Source organism: Paenibacillus sp. FSL R10-2734, from assembly GCF_037963865.1.
Taxonomy (GTDB): Bacteria; Bacillota; Bacilli; order Paenibacillales; family Paenibacillaceae; genus Paenibacillus_AQ.
In genome coordinates, this window is the sequence record NZ_CP150170.1 from 6,849,363 (window position 1) to 6,869,633 (window position 20,271).

General features: G+C 44.1%; 18 protein-coding genes. 2 read left to right on the top strand and 16 right to left on the bottom strand.

The genetic code is table 11. The features are described from left to right. Positions 1-52: 52 nt before the first annotated feature. The gene (locus tag NSS67_RS29765; RefSeq protein ID WP_339317385.1) at positions 53-985 is read right to left on the bottom strand and encodes a manganese-dependent inorganic pyrophosphatase; all 933 of its coding nucleotides are present in this window, start codon (positions 983-985) and stop codon (positions 53-55) included. Positions 986-1,083: 98 nt separating this feature from the next. Then, positions 1,084-1,899, bottom strand: coding sequence for an AAC(3) family N-acetyltransferase (locus NSS67_RS29770; RefSeq protein ID WP_339320744.1), 816 nt, complete (start codon positions 1,897-1,899; stop codon positions 1,084-1,086). A gap of 165 nt (positions 1,900-2,064) precedes the next feature. Here NSS67_RS29770 and NSS67_RS29775 point away from each other — a divergent pair, with 165 nt between their 5' ends. After that, positions 2,065-3,042 (top strand): ring-cleaving dioxygenase, encoded by a 978-nt coding sequence (locus tag NSS67_RS29775; RefSeq protein ID WP_339317386.1) that lies wholly within the window; start codon positions 2,065-2,067, stop codon positions 3,040-3,042. Between the two features lie 60 nt (positions 3,043-3,102). On the opposite strand, the gene NSS67_RS29780 is transcribed toward NSS67_RS29775, so the two are convergent. After that, entirely contained in the window at positions 3,103-3,801 is a 699-nt protein-coding gene (locus NSS67_RS29780) for a YjjG family noncanonical pyrimidine nucleotidase (RefSeq protein ID WP_339317387.1), read from the bottom strand. Positions 3,802-3,944: 143 nt separating this feature from the next. On the opposite strand from NSS67_RS29780, the gene NSS67_RS29785 reads away from it, so the two are divergent. Continuing rightward, positions 3,945-4,904 carry an MraY family glycosyltransferase gene (locus tag NSS67_RS29785; protein ID WP_339320745.1) on the top strand — a complete coding sequence of 320 codons (960 nt, stop codon included), beginning with the start codon at positions 3,945-3,947 and terminating at the stop codon, positions 4,902-4,904. A 594-nt stretch (positions 4,905-5,498) separates the two neighbouring features. Here NSS67_RS29785 and NSS67_RS29790 read toward each other — a convergent pair. From NSS67_RS29790 to NSS67_RS29850, 13 genes are all read right to left on the bottom strand, one after another. Beyond that, complete coding sequence (locus NSS67_RS29790; RefSeq protein ID WP_339317389.1) at positions 5,499-5,648, bottom strand: hypothetical protein; 150 nt, start codon at positions 5,646-5,648, stop codon at positions 5,499-5,501. Between the two features lie 303 nt (positions 5,649-5,951). Next, positions 5,952-6,473 (bottom strand): mismatch-specific DNA-glycosylase, encoded by a 522-nt coding sequence (locus tag NSS67_RS29795; RefSeq protein WP_339317390.1) that lies wholly within the window; start codon positions 6,471-6,473, stop codon positions 5,952-5,954. Positions 6,474-6,513: 40 nt separating this feature from the next. Further along, a complete protein-coding gene (locus NSS67_RS29800; protein ID WP_339317392.1) occupies positions 6,514-7,068 on the bottom strand; it encodes an RNA 2'-phosphotransferase in 555 nt (184 codons plus the stop codon). Between the two features lie 38 nt (positions 7,069-7,106). Next, entirely contained in the window at positions 7,107-9,722 is a 2,616-nt protein-coding gene (locus NSS67_RS29805; protein ID WP_339320746.1) for a polynucleotide kinase-phosphatase, read from the bottom strand. 5 nt (positions 9,723-9,727) lie between these two features. Next, positions 9,728-11,110 (bottom strand): 3' terminal RNA ribose 2'-O-methyltransferase Hen1, encoded by a 1,383-nt coding sequence (locus NSS67_RS29810; protein WP_339317393.1) that lies wholly within the window; start codon positions 11,108-11,110, stop codon positions 9,728-9,730. A gap of 38 nt (positions 11,111-11,148) precedes the next feature. After that, the gene (locus tag NSS67_RS29815) at positions 11,149-11,952 is read right to left on the bottom strand and encodes a nucleotidyltransferase domain-containing protein (protein ID WP_339317394.1); all 804 of its coding nucleotides are present in this window, start codon (positions 11,950-11,952) and stop codon (positions 11,149-11,151) included. A gap of 362 nt (positions 11,953-12,314) precedes the next feature. Next, positions 12,315-14,342 carry a DUF6449 domain-containing protein gene (locus NSS67_RS29820; protein ID WP_339317395.1) on the bottom strand — a complete coding sequence of 676 codons (2,028 nt, stop codon included), beginning with the start codon at positions 14,340-14,342 and terminating at the stop codon, positions 12,315-12,317. Then, positions 14,308-15,210: an ABC transporter ATP-binding protein gene (locus tag NSS67_RS29825; protein WP_339317396.1), complete on the bottom strand. Its 903-nt coding sequence runs from the start codon at positions 15,208-15,210 to the stop codon at positions 14,308-14,310. Before NSS67_RS29825 ends, NSS67_RS29820 begins: the two co-directional genes overlap by 35 nt. Then, on the bottom strand, positions 15,203-15,592 hold the full coding sequence (locus NSS67_RS29830; protein WP_339317397.1) for a GntR family transcriptional regulator: 390 nt from the start codon (positions 15,590-15,592) through the stop codon (positions 15,203-15,205). The genes NSS67_RS29825 and NSS67_RS29830 overlap by 8 nt, the downstream gene beginning before the upstream one ends. Before the next feature lie 729 nt (positions 15,593-16,321). Next, entirely contained in the window at positions 16,322-17,065 is a 744-nt protein-coding gene (locus NSS67_RS29835; protein WP_339317398.1) for an amino acid ABC transporter ATP-binding protein, read from the bottom strand. A gap of 15 nt (positions 17,066-17,080) precedes the next feature. Next, entirely contained in the window at positions 17,081-17,740 is a 660-nt protein-coding gene (locus NSS67_RS29840; protein ID WP_339317399.1) for an amino acid ABC transporter permease, read from the bottom strand. Between the two features lie 29 nt (positions 17,741-17,769). Next, the gene (locus NSS67_RS29845) at positions 17,770-18,540 is read right to left on the bottom strand and encodes an amino acid ABC transporter substrate-binding protein (RefSeq protein ID WP_339317400.1); all 771 of its coding nucleotides are present in this window, start codon (positions 18,538-18,540) and stop codon (positions 17,770-17,772) included. Between the two features lie 221 nt (positions 18,541-18,761). Next, entirely contained in the window at positions 18,762-19,880 is a 1,119-nt protein-coding gene (locus tag NSS67_RS29850) for a polysaccharide deacetylase family protein (protein WP_339317402.1), read from the bottom strand. Between the last annotated feature and the right edge of the window lie 391 nt (positions 19,881-20,271).

The window sequence follows — 20,271 nt, forward strand, 5'->3', positions numbered from 1 at the left end:
CTCCACAAGCTGAAATCTCTTGCGCAGAATAGAGAGGAATTATCAAAATGCCTTACAGCTTAGCAATTGTCTCTGTAAGAACCGGTACGATTTGCGATTTGCGGGATACCACACCTCTGAGAAGTGCTTTATTGTCATCAAGCTTCACATTGTACGCCTGTTCTACTGCACCTGCAATACGGCCCAGAGCCAGACCTACAGAATCGTTATTGAGGATATCTGTAACTACGAACAGGAACAGATCCAATTCTTTTTCAACAATAATGGAAGTAAGTGCTGTTTCAAGTTCAGCTTGTTTGGAGAGAACATCATTAACATCCACTGCGTTTACTTGGGCGATTTCCACTTTGTATGCACCCATTTTGAATTCCTTAGCATCCAAGGAGATCAGTTGAGCGATACTCTTGTCGCTAAGATCAGCGCCAGCTTTCAGCATGTCGAGACCGTAGATTTCTGCATCTACACCAGCAATTTCAGCAAGCTCGCGTGCTGCAGCTACATCTTCTGCTGTACATGTTGGTGATTTAAACAGCAAGGAATCGGAAATGATCGCAGACAGCATCAATCCGGCGATTTCTTTAGGGATAGCAACTCCGTTTTCTTTATACAACTTGTTAAGAATAGTAGCTGTACAACCAACTGGCTCAGCACGATAGTACAACGGATGAGCAGTCTCAAAGTTAGCAATCCGGTGATGGTCGATAACTTCAACCACACGCACTTGATCAATGTCATTCGCACTTTGTTGGCGTTCGTTATGGTCAACAAGAATAACCTGAGTTGCTTCACCAGCTAGGTTCTCTACCAGACGAGGAGCTGCTACTCCGAAATGATCAAGCGCAAATTGCGTTTCACCACTAACGTCACCCAGACGAACGGCTTCAGCATCCCAGCCTAATTCCTTTTTGAGTGCAGCATAAGCAATTGCAGAACAAATGGTATCCGTATCCGGATTTTTGTGTCCAAAAACCAAAGTTTTTTCCATTTCCAATCTCCTTACTATGTTTTAGTGAGATTAATATACCATACATTGATAGCGGCTTCCAGATTATGCAGTTTGAAAAATGATTTATCGTAAATCAATTAGCTTCTATAAGGCTGTTCCCGTCTCGTTTTTGGAAGTGGCACCGGCTTATTTTCACCATGCAGCGGTTCATTATCAGAGAAAAGATCCGGATTCTCTTTCAGCATCTGACTTAGAATTCTCGTAGTCTCCACCGTCCCGCACACCCTAACCAGCGCATCTCCAAAATTCCCCTTACGCATAGCACCGCCTTCTTCAAGCTCACGCTCCACCTTCCAGAAATGCTCCGACCATGAGAGGCCGCAGTGTCTGCGAGAAGGCACCATGATTTCATCTCCATCTGGTGTCACCGTATATAGCTCCTCATGGCTATCCGTCATTCTGCCTGGAATATCGACCCACTCTTCAATACCATGAATGAACGTATTTCGCCGGAGATCGACACCCAGCAGTACAATTTCCGCCTTCCGATCAAGCAGCTTACCCCATACTGAACCACGTGCGCACGGCGTATCCCAGCGTTCATCCCCAGAAGTAAACTCCTCAGCGTCTGCGCCTAAAGCCGCTACAGAATGCGTCGGATGCCAAGAGCGAATAACCCCTGAACGTTTACGGAACAGCTCCGGTAATATACCGACACAAGATGGGGAATCTTTAACAGAGAACCGTGGATTGTCCGCATTAATAAAAGCCCATGTATGAGTTGGCAATACGAGCAGCCCGTCCTTCATATATTCACTCAGTACATCCAGCACTGTGTTCGCGCCCCCATCTACTTCCCCAATGCTTTTTAATGAGGAGTGCACTAGAATGGTCCCTCGTGGATCAAGCTTCAGTTCCTGCAATTGTTTCATCAAGCTAGTCGTTGTATGCATCATATGCTCTCCTTATGAATGGATTAGATTAAATGAGTCATAAATCTCTACTTGCAAAAACCACACTTTACTATTAAAATTATAGTAACTCAATAATACTCACTTAATTTCTATCGATAACAATATAACTTGCTCATAATAAACATTTACACGGAGGTAATTACCATGAGTTTAACATTAAAAGGACTTCACCACGTATCAGCTATTACAGGCATAGCACAGGAAAACTTCAAGTTCTATACAGAAGTACTTGGACTGCGTCTCATTAAAAAGACAGTAAACCAGGATGATATTTCAGTGTATCATTTATTCTATGGAGATGAGAAGGGCAATCCCGGTACCGAGTTAACATTCTTCGAACTTCCGTTGACGGGCCGTAACCGTGAAGGTAATAACAGTATCTCAGCTCTTTCGCTTCGAGTGCCAAACGATGCCGCACTTACCTACTGGGAGCAGCGCTTCACCGAACTTAACGTGGAACATGGGACGATTCAAACACTAGGGGACCGCCAGACCTTGTCCTTCCGCGATCATGAAGGTCAACGTTTCTATCTCGTATCCGACGAGAACGATAATGGTGTTGCTGGCGGCATTCCTTGGGCGAAAAGCCCGGTACCTGCTGAGTATGGGATTGTTGGCTTAGGTCCCGCACACCTTACAGTTGAAAGTGCAGAGCATACGGCGGTTGTGCTGGAGCAATTGCTTGGCTTCCGCCGCAAAGGCACATATCCTTCAACAGTAGCAGGCCAGCCGGATGTAATTGTATTCGAAACCGGAGAAGGCGGATCTGGCACAGAGGTTCACTTGGAGGAACGCAATGATCTAACGCAGGAGCATTTGGGACGAGGCGGTGTGCATCACGTCGCATTCCGCGTGGATAACGAGGAGGAGTTGAAGCAATGGGTCGAGCATATACGCACAGCTCAGCTTCCTAACTCCGGATTCGTGGATCGTTTCTACTTCCGCTCACTTTATTTCCGCGAGCCTAACGGTATTCTTTTTGAACTGGCTACTGATGGACCCGGATTCGCTACCGATGAACCCCTAGAAAGCCTAGGCGAATCCCTTGCACTACCGCCATTTCTGGAATCGAAGCGCGAGCAAATCGAAGCTTATCTTAAGCCGCTAGATACTCGGCAGTAAGATTCTACAGCTCACTTAATAAAAGGTGTGAGTCGCTTATGCGCTCACACCTTATTTTTATTAAAGATTAGCTGTCTTCCCTACAATGTCTAATAGCTCCGATAGGCTTCGAATTTCATACTTCGGCTGAACACCCGATATGTTCTCTTTACCCAGTGGGTTGAACCAACAGGTATCGATCCCATAATTAATGCCGCCTTGAATATCAGAAGTTAAGGAGTCTCCGACAATCAGTACTTTTTCCTTATCCGTAATCCCCAATTTAGCAAAAGCATAATCAAAAATCCCAATCTCCGGCTTCTGACAGCCAGCCTCCTCTGAGATAATGATCTGCTCAAACGTATCACACAGCGGTGAACCTTGGATTCTGGAAGTCTGCACTTCCTTAATTCCGTTCGTGATGATGGCCAGTCGGCAGCCCGCAAGCTCCCCGCATAGCTCAATCGCTCCCTGAATCAGAAAGGTTCCTTCGCCTAAGAAACGTAAATACGCTTCACTAAAAGCCTCAGGATCTAGCTCCAGCGCATTCGCAGCAAACAACCGATTAAACCGTTCCACACGTAATGCCGCCGAGCTAATCTTTCCTTGCTCTAAATCCCGCCACAGCGCATCGTTTATCTCCTGATAACTGAGAGCATAATCCTCAGCGCCTGTGGGCATCCCAAAGTGTAGAAATGCGTTAGTTAGCGCGTGGCTTTCTGCCATTCCGTAATCGAATAATGTATCGTCGGCATCAAATAAAATAACAGCGTATTTCATAATTTCCCCCAAAGCTCTTTTCTCAAAAAGGTACTACAGCGATGCAATCAAGTCAACTTATCGGTCAGACGACAAAAATTTACTTTTTTAAGGTAGTTTTAAGCGAATTGTGTTATTTTAAAAAGAAAACGGTGGTGAGCGTCATTTTATACGTTTTATCGTTCCTAGTATCTTTTTCAATCGTCTACTTTCTAATTCCGCCGCTTGGCAGACTGGCCTTCCGACTTGATTTTGTGGACAAGCCTCGTAAAGATGTCGAGCGTAAAATTCATAGAGAACCTATACCGCTTACCGCCAGCTATGCCATATTCATCGGATTCTTCATCACTTATCTGGCATTTGCCCGTGAATTCTCCATGGAGACAATTGCACTATTTGCAGGTGGCGTGCTGCTGCTGACCATAGGCACCATCGATGACTGGTACAAAACAAAGGGCAAAGATTTCCCAGCGCTACCTAAAATGATTGTTCAGGTTAGTGCAGCTGTTCTTGTATACCTTTCAGGCAATGCATTTACTGGATTCTACAACCCCTTCTCTGGAGATTATATCGTCCTCCCTGTTGTATTATCGTTTCTGTTGACGATTATTTGGATCTTCGGTGTAACAACTGTCATTAACTTCTCGGATGGTATGGATGGTTTGGCTGGCGCCTTAACTGCCATTTCCGCCGTAACCCTATTTATTGTTGCGTTAGCTAAGGGGCAATCCTCTTCTGCGGTTATGGCGATTGCACTAGTCGGCGTTACCATTGCTTATCTTCGTTACAATAAACCGCCTGCCAAAATCTTTATGGGCGACGCCGGGGCTACCTTTCTTGGCTTCATCCTTGCCGTAATCGCGCTCGACGGCGCGTTTAAGCAAGCCACGGTTCTGTCGTTGTTCATCCCGATTCTGGCACTGGGCGTTCCGATCTTCGACAATATTTTTGTTGTCGTCAAACGCTTTATCCAAGGCAAGTCCATTTATCAGGCCGATGCGACCCAGGCTCATTACCGCCTGCTCCGCGCAGGCCTTAGCCAGAAGCAAGTCGTTGCCGTGCTGTGTTTGATCAGCGTTTGTCTATCCTTATCCTCAATCATTCTGTTGTTGATTGAGACTTAGTGTATTGATTAAAGGGAATATCGTTACTGGAGCAATCGCATCAAGTAGTCCATCGAAGTAATAACAACGAGCAAGTTTCCAGTATGGAGACTTGCTCGTTTCTTGTTTGAAGCTGTTAGGGAGCGCCCGATTATTAAGATCCTCGGGATCTAAGTGGAGCTTCGGTGAGCTGTTCGGATCTGCTGGGCTGGTAATACTATGTTGGTTCTACTGAGTTGGTTCTACTATGTTGGTTCTACTGAGTTGGTTCTACTGAGTTGGTTCTACTATGTTGGTTCTGCTGAGTTGGTTCTACTGTGTTGGTTCTACTGAGTTGGTTCTACTGAGTTGGTTCTGCTGGGTTAGTTCTACTATGTTGGTTCTACTGAGTTGGTTCTACTGTGTTGGTTCTACTGAGTTGGTTCTACTGAGTTGTCTCTACTGAGTTGGTTCTACTATGTCGGTTCTACTGAGTTGGCTCTACTGTGTTTTGCGGTGATCTAATCTGTTCTAGGTGATCCACATTGAGCTGCTGCGCTCACGCAGCTATCGGACTCAGGAGACGTTATTCGTGGATTTCCAGGCCTTTTGCAGCAGTTTCGGACTCCAGAGACGCTATCCTTCATAAATGGACTCATATTCAGCCATTTTCAACCCAATAGCTGCATTGGAGTCCGATAGCACTCCAAAAAAGACGATTTTCCTCAGATAACGACGCCTGAGTCCGTTAATTCCACTCGCGGAGTCACTACTCAATGTTTCCACCCAACGTACCTCAGCTCAGTTCGCTAATCAACGTTCCTCTCGTTCACTCGCTCAGTTCGCAAATCAACGTCCCTCTCAATTCACTCAGCTCAGCTCGCAAATCAACGTTCCTCTCAATTCACTCACTCAGTTCGCTAATCAACGTTCCTCTCGTTCCCTCACTCAGTTCGCTAATCAACATTCCTCTCAATTCACTCAGTTCGCAAATCAACGTTTCACTCAGCACATCCTTCAGCACCTACTCAGTAGTTCTACTCATTGTCCCTTCTTTATGCCCCTAACTCTGTATCCAAACACATCATCTCATCTGTCGCTTTCTTGCGTAAACTCGGCTAACCTACGGTAAATCTCTACAATTTCCTCCATCGGCATCCTCACCAATCCACTTGAGGATGGTGCTACGAATTCACGCACACCATCTACCTTCGGAGGTACATCCGCTTGGAGTCCCCAGTTAGCTTTAGTCCTACGGCTAAACTCTGTATATACCCCTTTTCCAACAAAGCAAGCCACCTGTGGGCGATATAGTTCCAACTTAGTACGAAGCAATTCACGGCCCTCATTATATTCTTCACGTGTAATGTCGTCGATTCCACGTGTGGGCCTGGCAACAATATTCGTAAAACCATAGCCCAGCTTAATCAGATCCCCATCCTCAGACGCATCGTACAACCGAGGAGTAAGTCCCGACTGATGTAAGATTCTCCAAAAATTATTTCGTGGATTCGCGTAGTGATGTCCTACCTCGCCAGAACGAATACTCGGGTTAAAACCAATAAATACAATCTGTAATCCGTGATCTAGGTGATCTGAGATTCCATCCATGTGATTCTGCCTCCTAACCAAACGACGATCTAGTGGTAACTTATGGGTTATACACATTAAGACAGGAAGGTGGAATAGAATCCGCCAACCATACCTCATTACCCGCAAAATAAAAACTCACACCCATTTGACCAGCGCTAATCGTATCAACAGTCAGTAGTATCAATTTCCCTCTCCGACTTCCGGCCAGACTGGCAAAATGAGTCCCCTCAGACAAATGAACATATTGGCGTCCCATTGATTGGAGTCCCTCTTCCAAAATAGCAGAAAGAATACCTGCATGGGTTCCGTGATATAGCGTAGGTGGCGGAGTTCCCGGCTCGTAGGTAATTTTGGTATGACTATGCCCGTACCGGGCTTTGATTCGGTCTCCTTCGATTTCAAATCGCTGCTTCTCGCAACTTGTAACCACATGCTGGATTTCTCCCACAGTCACCCCGGACCATCTAGGAGCTTTCACAAGCACGGACAACAAATCGTCCAACGTACAGGAACCATCCTCCGGGTCCAAAATAAGGCCATATTGCTCCGGAGTATGCCTGAGCAATTTAGTCATAAATTTACTTAACAACACTTCAGTAGCATTGCTCATCATTATATTTCCACCTCAATTCACTACTCATTTCTATTATTCTACAGCCGCGGATCAACTGGATCAGACTCCAGCGACAATGCAGCAAGCACACATTCGTGTACTCGTTCTATCGGCTCTTTACGAATAAACCTTTCCACAGATTCCCGGCTAAGTGCACATTCCATTAAAGCATGGCGCTCTTTTTTGCTTGTCTTGCGCTGCTTGAGGCGTACTAGATTGTCCTGCTCTAAATAATCTATCCCATAGATAATATGCAGATATTTACGCCCTCTCACCTTGAGTGCAGGTTGAACCAACTTATCTCCATGACGTGTTATAAAAGTTTCCGGCTTGATGACAATCCCTTCATGCCCATCCTCCGTCATTTCCTCCCACCAACGGATAACCTGCTCCTCATCAGCTTCGTTAGAAACTGTGCGGTATTCAGTCTCCATAAACAACGGTGACACCTCAGCTAGCTCACGATTATGTTCCATATGCCAAAGATGGCTGTGTTCAAAAAAAGTTCTGCCGCTATGTGCAAGGGTGTGGAAGGGGGCAATCTTAATCCCGTCTAATCCATTTACGTCCCAGCAATATTTTTGGAAAGCCTCCTTAAAAAGATGAGCATTCTGGAGCTTTCCCTCCATTTCCAGGATCCACGAGGCAACATCTCGTCCTGACCGTTCAGCCTCACGCAGCTTTTCCAAAAGATGCTCCCGATCCAGCAAAGCAGCTTCAGCCACATGCGCATATTGAGAGGAAATCAGCTCACGCGCTTTCAAGTTCCACGGTACGATCTCCGCATCCAGGAGCAGCAAATCCGTGTTATTTTCCGCAAAATAATTCGCCCCTACGAGATCCTCGTTCAGCCTACGTAACACTTCAGCTTCAGTATCCCTGTCAAAAAAAGCTCGGCCTGTACGTGTATAAATCGTACCTAACGTCGGTCTACCCACATACGATAGCGCCGCCTCTTCATCCCGGAATAATAACAGGATGGCCCGGCTGCCCATATGTTTTTTCTCCGCAATCATTGTCTTAACACCTTGTGCCCGGAAATAAGCAAAAGCTTCACGTGGATGCTCCAAATAGTTCTCATCCATAGACACTGAAGGCGGCGGACTCATGGTCGGTGGGATATACACCAGTTCCTCTAGCGGAACCGTGAAGTGAGAGACCGTATCTATCGCTGCTTTAACGAATTCTCCACGCACAGTCACCTCTCCATAAAGGTCCGTCTGAACTGAATAGCCCTCTACAAATTTACGCAGATTAGGTGGCGAGAATCTCCCCCGCTCCCAGCGAATCAACGGACTATCTGGGTCACCTGCATAATCACGCTTTGCTTTAACACTAACAAATTGTTGTTCAGGATAACGGTACGCAGTTAACGACCCGCCAAAAACAGCGCCTTGATCGATGTTCACTGTATTTTTCACCACTGTAGGGAAAGGTCTAGGATCATGCCCCCAGACGATGATTTCTCCGGATTCATGTTCGACATACCATTCTTTCCTTACAGGAGCCCCCTTGCCGTCCATACCATCCGTGTCCCCGTATCGGCAGAAGTCCTGAATCCGCTTTGACTGTTTGCCGATATACTCGTCGCGAATTCCTGCATGGGCAACTACGACCCGCCGCACGCCATTACGGCCAAACAACAAATGGCTAGGTGCGGACAACAGAAACTGCTTGAGTTCTTCCCTAAGCCTTTTTGCTTCCTCATCCCCTGCTTCTAGCGCAAATGCCTCCAGCTCAGCGGCGATTTTCTCATCTCCATGACTCAATGTAACTTTGCGGCCATCTAGGTAACGGGCGATTTTCCAGCCATGGTTGCTGTCGATCATACGAGCGATTCCAGCATCAACATGCTTTTTCCAAAACCTCATCGTCTTCAACGATTCCGGCCCCCGGCTCATCACATCGCCCACAGAGATTAACAGTCTACCATCGGGGTGTTTGTACAGCCCTTGCTCGTCTTCCTTATAATCCAATCTTTCCAGCAGCTCGATCATCTCTTCGTAACAACCATGAATGTCGCCGACAATATCAAGTCCTGCGCCGATTTCAACCCATAATGGATTCCGCTTACGTCCAAAAAGCATCGCCTCAGTATTTTTCAAAAAATAAGTTGAAGTGAAGCCCTCGTCCTTAATACTGCGCAACGAACGCTTGAACTGTCCGTATTGTTGTTTGACCCGCTGGCGACCGCGTGGATGCTCACGCTGAATATCCCGCTCTAGCAGCGTTTCCTCTGGAACATCGAGCACCCAAGCCATACATGGAACATTATGCTTATCTGCTAAATCTAAATATTGCTTTCGATATTCTTCTTGCAGATGTGTAGCATCCACCAGCGTCAGCTTTCCTAGTCGGCAGCGCATGGCAATCGTTGAGTTCATTGCTTCAAATGCTAGGCTCGAGAGCAGCTGATAATCATTAAAAATAATATCCGCTTCCTCGCGGGGACGATTCGTCCAATCCATAAAATCAGTGTCACCAAGCATAGTACGGTAATCATCTGATGAGACGATTTCACTCTGCAATAGCGTTCCTTCATCCACTAATCTTCGCAGTAAAGTGGTCTTGCCACTATTAGAGGGACCCACTAGCACAATAATTCCTGCATGCGGAAAAGAAATAGTTCTCTGCCTTTCCTTTTGCTCTTCCATAGTCATTACAATGTCCCCTCCCTACTAAAAATCGCCATCTGCGTCGGGTAACCAAAAGTGTCCGAAGCTTCGCCAATCCCTTTAAAATCAACTGAATAATCAAAGGCACTCGTCCATCGTTTACACCAAGCGGAGAATTCCTCGCGCCCCCATTCAAAACGGTGATCACCATGCCGCATTTCTTCCGCATTCATCTCATACACCTCGTTATACTCCTTGTTCGGTGTAGTCAGGATCAATACCTTAGGACGATATTCCGTCAAAATAGTCTCCATCACTCGGGCCAACCTATATTCGTCTATATGCTCAATAACCTCACAGAGGATCATAATATCCTTGTTGCGCAGCGATTCATCGAAGTAGAACAAAGAACCTGTAACTGGCGTTGGAACTGTAACTCCCGCCCTGTCTTCAAGCTTCGAGAAACGATCCATTGCTCGCAGCTGTGAGTTTGCGGAAGGCTCAACCGCCCAGATCTGCTTAACACCCGGCACACTTCCGAGTCTTGCCGAAAGCTTCCCTTCACCGGAACCAAAATCAACGATACTACTCCTGAAATCCAACCCTTCTACCGTTTCCGCAATCGCCGCATAACGCAGATCGTTTAATCTAACTTTAGGCTCAGCTGAAACCTCAACAGGAGTAACAGTTGCTTCTTCAGGAGAATGGGCGGATTCCACACCATCAAATTGCTTAATAAGATTAGCAAATCGTAGTGAGCGCTTGAGAATTAACGCACGTAACGGATGGCTATCCAACCAGTCCTCTCCGTATCGCTTAATTTTCTCGATTTCATCATCACTAATGAAATAATGCTTATCATCATCCAGTGCCGGAATCAGAATGAACAATTGACGAAGGGCCGTTTGCAGCGTCTGTTCTCCGCGCAGTCTAATATATCGAGCTGAACTACGGCTTTTTAAGTCAAAGGAATACATTGCATCTCCTCTTTCAAGCTCAAGCTCGTAACCGAGCGCTTGAAACAATTCCTCAACCGTGCGGTCCGGCAGATTCGAAGCTACTGGCCCAAAGGACAGCTCCAATTGAAATTTGTGATCCACCCAAGGCAAAAAAGTTTCCTTTGGCTTACCATTCAGTGCTGTGCCTAGCGCAGGACGAATATACGAGCAGAACCGACTGCTTGTAACAAATTCCCGATCATTAATATATTGTGTGATGTCATTATGAGCGGCACTTCCTTTGACCAGAGCAATTGGATCTGGAGTAACATAGATAACGGCCTCCGTCTCTTCGTCTGAAGCGGCAGTGAACACTATACGCACTCTGGCTTCTTTATCGCTTCTGTCATATAAATTATGCGGGTTTTTGGCCAGCAGATGGGACAACATCCCCGCACCTGCCCCCGTCGCCTTGATGATTAAATGCATTAACTTCATCTCTCCTTAACCATTATTGAACTGCAGACTTACCAGCTCCACTTCCCTGTTTCTCCCCAAACCTCAATCAATGCTGATCGGAATAAATCATCCAACGCTTCATCCGTAATGCCAACACTCTGTTCAAAAGCAGAAGCAACCGCCTCGAAATGAGCAATTCGGTCCTCCAAGTACATGTTGATAACGTCCAAGCGCGGCTCTAGATTTAGCTCATCACCGGACATCTTGCGAGTTAACAGGTTCTGCACATTTTCCTGTAATTCTGAACCTTGTGGGATCAGGTCTTGTACAAGCTCATTAAAATTGAGCGGTGGCACTTCGTTATATTTTTCAATCCAGGCGCACGCAAGGAGTGGTCTTAATACATAAAAGTACTTCTTAAGCTTGACCTCGCTGCCTTGCAGATAATCACGGTAATTTCCTCGCGCCATGTTCAAATAATGGTAAATGCAGGATTTAGGCGAAAAGCTTTGCGGCGAGAGCGCACGTATACTTTCGGCTACAGAGTACTTTTCTTCATAGCGGATCGGTGATTCCAGCCATTCCAATAGAGGCGGGTTCGATTTTCGAAATAAATTAAGGCCCTTCTTTAAATCCCAACCGTTAATATCGAGCATGTCACTAATGGGGCGCTCTATAACATCCCTGCGCTCAAATATGGATAAGTACGCCTCTGGTCTCCGTATGTATAAGAATCTAACATCATAATCACTACCCTTGGATGGAAATCCCCAGGCCCGACTGCCTGATTCACACGCATACAGAATGCGAACATGTTCTTCAGATTCAATGGACCGAAGCTGCTGGATGATCGATTGATGTATTTCTGTCATTTTATTTCCTCCCTTTTAACCTTCAAAATATGCAAAAAGACCATGGACTCTATCGTCCATGGTCGGGCTTCACCTAATTACAGATATATTTACCGGATAATCATGTAATGTTATTTAACCGGAAATGAATACACTGGTTCTGAGGCTGACCTGTAAGCCAAGGTGATAGATGGAAGAATATATGGATAAACATTATACAAAAACGAAAATTGATTATTCATATTCTCATTCATCTGTCCTTACCCCCTGATCAATTTATATTTACTCAGCTCTATTTAATACCTAACATCTCTCCAAAAGCATAAACTAACTATCCAGTTATTGTCAACAGATAGCCTTTTATATATAATCTTCTGCGCACCTTATTTCAACAAAGCCTTCAGCCCAGGCGTTAAATCGGACTCTTTTAACATCACGAAATCCGTATAACCTCCCTTATATACCATCTTGATGAGATAGTCGCTGTTTTTATACGAATAGGATCGTTGCTGTTTTAAAATGTCCGCTAGCACTGCCTTGTCCTCTGTATCGATGACTTGATTCTCTTTGCCCGCAAGTTCCAATAATGGATCAGGATCATATACATTTTCAGCCGAACGCTTATGATCAATCTTCACAAGCTTCGCGGACTCTACATCCTCAGCGTTAGTACGAACCTTGTCAGCGTAGCCTTTTTCCTCCATCCATTTCTCCAGCTCGTGATAGGAAGCGGACCATGAATAATTGAAGAAGGTGCTACTCCCAATACCATCAATATTAACAATAGGTGATATATTCGCCACTGCCGCCTTATCATTCGTTTGATCATCAAACGACATGCTCAGGATTTCTTTTTTCAAAATCGCCTTGAATTCCGTTATTTCTGCAGGATCTGAGATGACCACTTGTTTGTTTAGATTTCCTACCGAATTATTAATCCGAATAAGATCAATATCCTTTTCCAATTGTGAAACGGCATACTGCGCACGCTTGAATCCTTCAGACTCCATTACAGCTTTCAGTTCTGGTTCGAACCCTTTTAATGGCACCAAATATCTCCTCAGCATCTCTCGGCCATTATCCAAGCTATACGCTACAGTAAACGATTGATATTGATTATAGTCATAATAAGGTTTGGATGATTTATTCTCCGGACGAATCGTCGCAACGGCTTGATGAAGTTTTCGGACAGCTTCGATATACTGTTTATCTTTAGAAAAAAGATCCTCATCCGTTAAAAAATTGCCTCCATACGAATCTTCCGCCCTGTTATACATCCAATAGCTGCTACCCGCAAACACACCACTGATTTTGTCTTCAGAAGGCACTCTATTTTCATACCCGGTTAATCCTGATGCAGGAATATATAAGAGAAGACCTAACAATGCAGTATAAATTGCAAATTCAACAGGCACCTTACGAGTCACAATCTGCCAAGTTTTACGAATGATCATTTCTGCTGCAATATAGCCGACAATCGCTCCAATAGCGTATCCACTAATGACCCATCCTATCTGCTGATGCTTCATTTGCGCGAAATAGTTACCCGCAATAAGCATACAGCAAATCATGATTCCCGCTTTAAAAAGAGGATTAAAATACACGAATGCAATGGCCTGACCTGCTTTTTCCGAATGCCGTTTACGGTATAACAGATAGGATAATCCAATAAACAAAGCAGACAATCCTCCATAAATCCACAATTCTACTGAACTAAAAGGATTACCTGAAATATTCATCATTCGAATAAAAGGAGACCAATTATCTAGATTGTTATGGTACGCGGACAGCTCAGGATAACCATATAAATACATCGATAAATGGCTATCCATTAGAAAGATCCCCACTGACGGAAGGAGGAGAAGAGCATAAATTATGATTCCCTGTAAAACAGATTGACCTGAGCATATTCCAACAAAGACACTGAGACAGAACAGGAACAGCGTAAGGACAGTTACCGCGATACACCAGCTCCAAATTTCATTCCCCTGAAAAATATACAAGTTCCCGCCCCACTGCCTAACCAACGCCACAACTGCAGCTGTCAGCCATACGGGAATCAGAAGCAGAAGCAAACCACTAACTAGATGTGAGGTTAGCAAATGCTCGCGACGAAGAGGCAAGCTATGCCACATATCTGATGGCGATTTCGTTTGCAGGTAATAGAATAAAAATAGGCCCGCAACAACAGGGATGCTTACAATGAATATCATCTGCATTTCACCTGTAACACGGAATAAATGATCAATCTCCTGCGGCACCGCATTAGGATTATTACTCATGAACATCTGCAGCGGAAGCGCAAACAAAAGACCGAGTGCATATATAATTCCGATCCAACCGTGCTGGCGGAAGTTCTGGCGAATGATGCTGCTATTAAAGAAGTATCGGCTGCGCGTCATATCCGGCATCCCCCATTTCATAAATAAAAATTTCCTCTAGCGTCAATGGAAGCAAATCGAATACGTAGGGCTCATACACGTGAAAAGCTGCTGTGATTCGCTCACGATCCCCTTTTACTATGTATAGGTTCACGCTACCCCGTCGCTCTTGATGTAAAACCTGCAGCTTCGCCGATATTGCTGTTTCGTGCCGTTCATCTCGAAAGGCTACTTGAATCTTATGGGTATCTGCCTTAAGATCATCCAAATCCTTCTCGATCAGCATTTTTCCAGCATGCATAATCCCGACATGATCGCATAGGTCCTCAATCTCACGAAGATTATGCGAGGAAATTAGGACTGTTAGCTCGCGTTCAGCTACTTCTTGAAACAGTATGTTTTTGATTTGGCGCCGCATCACCGGATCTAACCCGTCAATCGGCTCATCCATGATAAGCACATCTGGCATACAGCTTAAGCTTAGCCAAAATGATGCCTGCCGCTGCATCCCCTTAGAGAAACGACTAAGCTTACGGCTTCTGTCCAGTTGAAAAACAGTTCCCAAATCCTCAAAGCGCTTCTGATTCCAGCCCGGATAGATCGAGCGATAGAAGGCTGCCATTTGCAGCATGGTGGATTGGGGAAAAAAGTAAGGAGAATCCGGCATAAATATAACCCTCTGCTTCGTCTGCGGATGTTCAAATACCACTTCACCATCCACCTTCACGGTCCCCTGATCTGGAGAGTAAATGCCTACTAAGGTCTTGAGCAGCGTAGTTTTACCCGCGCCATTAGACCCGAGCAGCCCATAAATCGTCCCTTTCCGTACCGTTAAAGAGATATCATCAACAGCCTTCTCCCCTTGAAATAACTTGCTGACTCCTCGAATCTCAATCATTACGCTTCCCCCCTTCTCTTTGCTTCTCCACTTGTTGGAATAACGCACTTATCTCAGTTGCGGTGAACCCAAGGTATACTGCTTCTGCCATCAGTCGTAGTAGCTCATCCCGGATCTCTGCTCTTTTGATCTCATTCTGTTCTTTTTTCATTGGGGCTACAAAACTCCCTTTCCCCTGCAGTGAATAGATATAACCCTCACGTTCCAATTCACGGTATGCCTTCTGAATCGTATTGGGATTCACAGTTAGCTGCTGGGATAACGTCCTTACAGAAGGTAGCTGTTCATCCGTCTGCAAAATACCATGCAGAATCATTTCCTTGACCTTATCGGTCAGCTGCTCATATATCGGCTTCCGACTACGAACATCCAATTCGAACATAATCTGCCTCCTTCCACTATCTTGCATTAAATCCATTATGGTGTGTATTAACTGTACTACTATTATTAATACAGTTTAAACTTTTTGTCAATCAAAAAAGGAGTGTCACAGCAGCCAAACACACGTAATAGCGAAAAAACCTGCAAAAATACATTTCTCTAGGATTAGAAGATCGCTAAAGCACTAATTCCTGCAAATCTGCAGTTACCTTTGCTCCAGAAGTAGCATCCAAACCATTGGCATGGAGATGCCTGCACCTTTGCAGTTATTGAACTTTATAAGATGATATCCATTAAAAAAAGATGCACTTTTGCAGGCTTCCTACGATTTGCTAAGCAATGAGGATCAACATCATCATAATCAAAAAAAGTGTCCCAGCAGCCAAACACACGTAATAGCGAAAAAACCTGCAAAAATACATTTCTCTAGGATTAGAAGATCGCTAAAGCACTAATTCCTGCAAATCTGCAGTTACCTTTGCTCCAGAAGTAGCATCCAAACCATTGGCATGGAGATGCCTGCACCTTTGCAGTTATTGAACTTTATAAGATGATATCTATTAAAAAAAGATGCACTTTTGCAGGCTTCCTACGATTTGCTAAGCAATGAGGATCAACATCATCATAATCAAAAAAAGTGTCCCAGCAGCCATTTTTGGCTTTTAGGACACTCCTATTTTTCTTATAAATAAACTTTTCATTAATCAGCCAGGAACGCTAATGACTCTTCCTACTCTTGGCTCAGAAAAGCCCGAGTTCGCTCCTGCTGTGGATTGTCAAAAATCTGCTCAGGTGTTCCGGATTCGGTAATCTTACCGTTATCCATGAAAATCACACGATCCGCCACATCACGAGCAAAGTTCATCTCATGGGTTACAACAATCATCGTCATATTCTCTTCTGCGAGTTGCCTAATCACACGCAGCACCTCGCCTGTGAGCTCAGGATCAAGCGCTGAGGTAGGCTCGTCGAACAATAAAATATCCGGATTCAGCATTAACGCTCTCGCGATGGCAACCCGCTGCTTCTGTCCACCTGACAGCTTTGAGGGGTACACATCCGCTTTATCCGAAAGTCCTACCTTGGAGAGTAAATCCGTGCTTCTAGCCGTAATCTCCTTCACACTTTCTCGTTTCAACATTCTTGGAGCTAGCTCGAGGTTCCCCCGCACGGTTAGGTGTGGGAATAGGTTAAAGTGTTGGAACACCATTCCCATGGACGCTGTGATCTCACGAATACTTGCTCCACTAGCGTATTTCCCATTCTCCACGAGGGCCTTACCTTGGATAATGATGCTCCCACCCGTAACTTCCTCTAGATGTACTAAACTGCGAAGCATCGTGCTCTTTCCCGACCCGGAAGGCCCGATAACGGCAACTGCTTCACCCGACTGGATATTAAAATTAACCTTCTTCAGCACATCCAAGTTGCCGAAGGATTTCTGTAAATCCCTTACTTCTATCATACTACTCATATTCGGACAGTCCTTCTACTCGAATTTGAAACGTTTCTCCAGTGCTTTGAAGAATAATGTTAATACCAGCGTCATCAATAAATAAATCACTCCCGCCACTACGAAGGGGGTTACTGTAAAATCTCGATTTACTGCTGTTTTGGCATAGTTCAGTAGCTCAGGTACAGCAACGGCGTACAGTAAAGCCGTATCTTTGACCAAAGAGATCGATTCGTTTGCCACAGCTGGCAAAGCTACCCTGAACATTTGAGCTAGAATTACCTTGCGCAGCGTTTGCCATTTACTCAGTCCAAGTACCTTTGCTGCTTCATGCTGCCCTTTATCAATAGAGAGCATGCCCCCACGGAAGATCTCTGCGAAATATGCTCCGTAGTTAAGAATAAATCCAAGACTCGCCGCAACGAAACGGTCCATGACCAGATATTCTCCAATCACCGGAATCTGTGGTAAACCAAAGCAAAAGAACAACAATTGCAATAAAAGAGGCGTTCCCCGCATGACATAGATATAGCTATGCGCAATCCATGCCAAGGGTTTGATTACACTCTTCGCCATCAAAGTGACTAGGAACCCGAGCGGAATCGACACTAAAATAACTATTAGGAACAATAAAACAGTCGTACGTGCACCTTCCAACATCGGCCCAGCAATTTGTATAATATAATCCATATTCATTTCTCCAATAGACTCCTATATGTTACCCTCTATTTCAACACCTTGTTCTCACCAAACCACTTTGTAGAAATTTCTGCAGCCGCACCATCACTGTTCATTTCATCCAGTGCTTTCTGTAGCTCCTCTAACAAACTCTCATTGCCTTTCTTGATTCCGATACCGTATTGCTCAGGTGCAAGCGATTCATCCAAGAGTTTAAAGGTATTAGGCTCTTTTGACATGTAATATCTCGCCACGACTTCATCAATTACTACACCGTCCAGACGCTTAGTCTTCAAGTCAGTGAGCGCCAATACGTTATCCGGGAATTCCGATAGATTAGCGATTTGGTCTTTAATCGGATTTGCATTTAAAGCATCGGCAGCGGAGGACAGACTTTGGAGACCTACCTCTTTACCAGCCAGATCCTTTAGCTTCGAAATCGATGAATCCGCTAATACGACTACTACCTGACTATTCTCAAGATAAGGCTTAGTGAATAATACCTTTTCCTTACGTTCATCCGTGATGGTATAACCATTCCAAATCATATCAATGCGACCGCTATTTAGTTCTGACTCCTTAGCTGACCAGTCAATCGGCTGGAAAGTGATTTCTTTGCCCATTTTCTCAGCAGCAGCTTTGGCATAATCAATATCAAAACCAACGATTTCGTTGTTCTCATCTCTAAAGCCCATCGGAGCGAACTTATCATCGATTCCGATAACCAACTTTCCATCCTTACTTCCAGAAGACGAGCAACCTGATATAGCTACAATTACCATAATCATAAATAATACCAATAATACATTTTTCTTCATCTCTTTTAACCCCCATCGTTGTCACAGCAGTGCGTGCTTTAGTTCGCTAATACGTTATCAGAGTATCATGATAACATGGCAAATAAACTACGTCGATAGATTAACGAGCCCTACTTGTGTCAAATCTACAAAGATTTCAGACAACAAAAAAAAGGCGACAGATCAAATCTGTCGCCTCAACAATATGAATAAGCCTTTATTATTCAATCTTACTATTAGAATTAACGATGATCCTTCCAGAAGTTGTTAGGTGTCATATCTGAAGTAATGATATGGAACTCGTAGCCCTCTTTCTTCAGCGTCTCTAGGATACGCGGAAGAACTTTAAGTGTAGCCTTTTGATCATGCATTAGAATTACTGGAGCACTCTTCTTCAGACTGTGAACCTCTCTCATAACCGTGTTATAGATAGAATTACTATCATTCTTATATCTCCAATCCTCAGAGTCAACGTTCCAATCCCACAGATGATAGCCCTGAGTTAGTAACTTATCTCTAAAAGGTTTTGTTAAATAAGGTTTACTACCATAAGGTGTACGAATCAATGTTGTACTTTGACCGGTAATCTTCTTCAGAATCGCATTATCGTTATTCATTTCTTTCAACGCAGAAGTCGGAGAAGCATAAAATTTATCTTTCACATGTGTCATACCGTGTAAACCAGGCGCATGTCCTTCGTTCACTAAGCGTTTCACTTGGGACGCGTGCTCGTTCATATTAGGTCCTAGCATAAAAAAGGTAGCTTTAGCATTATACTTCGCCAATATATCAAGTAGTTGAGAGGTTGTAGCGGATGGTCCATCATCAAAGCTAAGATATACGGCTTTTCCCTTCTTACCTGTCGTACCTGTAGTTGCATTTGCCTGCAAAGCCTTCTTATGTTGAGTTACAAACGCAGTATCGCTTAACTTAGCACCGGAATTATGAACTCTTAATAATGATTCAGCTGGCTTATACGAAATTGAAAATCCAAGATGAGTGGTCATCTTTACTGGAACCATCGTTCTTCCATTTTCCAGAAAAGTAACCAAGGATATTTTTTTTCCATTAAGAAGAGTAGCTGTTGAACGATCATTCATCAGTCTAATGGATCCGTTGTTCCCCTTAACATTTATCCCATCAGCATGAAGAGTTAGAACCAGATTCGTTTCAAGTGACAAATCACGCAGTGGAACAAAATACGTATCCTTTATCGAAACTGCATTAATGTTAGTTAATTTATCATTCACCCCTAATTTCAGGGATCCTGCGCCCGCAGCATTCACTGAATCTATCTCTCGTACCAAACCAGCACATACGAAAAACACTATAAATAATAGCCAAACTTTCTTTTTAAACATCGTCAAAAATCTCCCATCCTGTGTATTTATCTATAACCTTATCATAGATTAATAGAAAGAAATTTGAGAGATTGTAACTTAATGCAGAATAATTTGTTACCCTTTTGGTTATTTTCAGAAATTTCGACAACAATCATCAAAATATGTGTTTGGGCTAAATCCAGTCATAGCAACAATAATTGGTTAAAATATAGTCCTTTTGCACAAAATAGATGTGTCCAAATTAGCAACTTTAGTAAATTATTGAACAAAGTTTGAACAGAAAAAAATATCCATTAATCAGCACCACTACAGTGATCTTTATCATATCATTAGGAACTTGTAACAAATTGATCACACATATTTAACTTGATCGCCATTATTAAGGTCTATTATGGGTTAGATGGTAAAA

What these genes read in the sequence shown, in the direction of transcription:
- NSS67_RS29850 (WP_339317402.1), bottom strand. Translation starts at nt 19,880, where the DNA reads ATGTTTAAAAAGAAAGTTTGGCTATTATTTATAGTGTTTTTCGTATGT.
- NSS67_RS29770 (WP_339320744.1), bottom strand. Translation starts at nt 1,899, where the DNA reads ATGCATACAACGACTAGCTTGATGAAACAATTGCAGGAACTGAAGCTT.
- NSS67_RS29805 (WP_339320746.1), bottom strand. Translation starts at nt 9,722, where the DNA reads ATGGAAGAGCAAAAGGAAAGGCAGAGAACTATTTCTTTTCCGCATGCA.
- NSS67_RS29765 (WP_339317385.1), bottom strand. Translation starts at nt 985, where the DNA reads ATGGAAAAAACTTTGGTTTTTGGACACAAAAATCCGGATACGGATACC.
- NSS67_RS29835 (WP_339317398.1), bottom strand. Translation starts at nt 17,065, where the DNA reads ATGAGTAGTATGATAGAAGTAAGGGATTTACAGAAATCCTTCGGCAAC.
- NSS67_RS29800 (WP_339317392.1), bottom strand. Translation starts at nt 7,068, where the DNA reads ATGATGAGCAATGCTACTGAAGTGTTGTTAAGTAAATTTATGACTAAA.
- NSS67_RS29845 (WP_339317400.1), bottom strand. Translation starts at nt 18,540, where the DNA reads ATGAAGAAAAATGTATTATTGGTATTATTTATGATTATGGTAATTGTA.
- NSS67_RS29820 (WP_339317395.1), bottom strand. Translation starts at nt 14,342, where the DNA reads ATGCCGGATATGACGCGCAGCCGATACTTCTTTAATAGCAGCATCATT.
- NSS67_RS29780 (WP_339317387.1), bottom strand. Translation starts at nt 3,801, where the DNA reads ATGAAATACGCTGTTATTTTATTTGATGCCGACGATACATTATTCGAT.
- NSS67_RS29815 (WP_339317394.1), bottom strand. Translation starts at nt 11,952, where the DNA reads ATGACAGAAATACATCAATCGATCATCCAGCAGCTTCGGTCCATTGAA.
- NSS67_RS29810 (WP_339317393.1), bottom strand. Translation starts at nt 11,110, where the DNA reads ATGCATTTAATCATCAAGGCGACGGGGGCAGGTGCGGGGATGTTGTCC.
- NSS67_RS29795 (WP_339317390.1), bottom strand. Translation starts at nt 6,473, where the DNA reads ATGGATGGAATCTCAGATCACCTAGATCACGGATTACAGATTGTATTT.
- NSS67_RS29825 (WP_339317396.1), bottom strand. Translation starts at nt 15,210, where the DNA reads ATGATTGAGATTCGAGGAGTCAGCAAGTTATTTCAAGGGGAGAAGGCT.
- NSS67_RS29840 (WP_339317399.1), bottom strand. Translation starts at nt 17,740, where the DNA reads ATGAATATGGATTATATTATACAAATTGCTGGGCCGATGTTGGAAGGT.
- NSS67_RS29775 (WP_339317386.1), top strand. Translation starts at nt 2,065, where the DNA reads ATGAGTTTAACATTAAAAGGACTTCACCACGTATCAGCTATTACAGGC.
- NSS67_RS29830 (WP_339317397.1), bottom strand. Translation starts at nt 15,592, where the DNA reads ATGTTCGAATTGGATGTTCGTAGTCGGAAGCCGATATATGAGCAGCTG.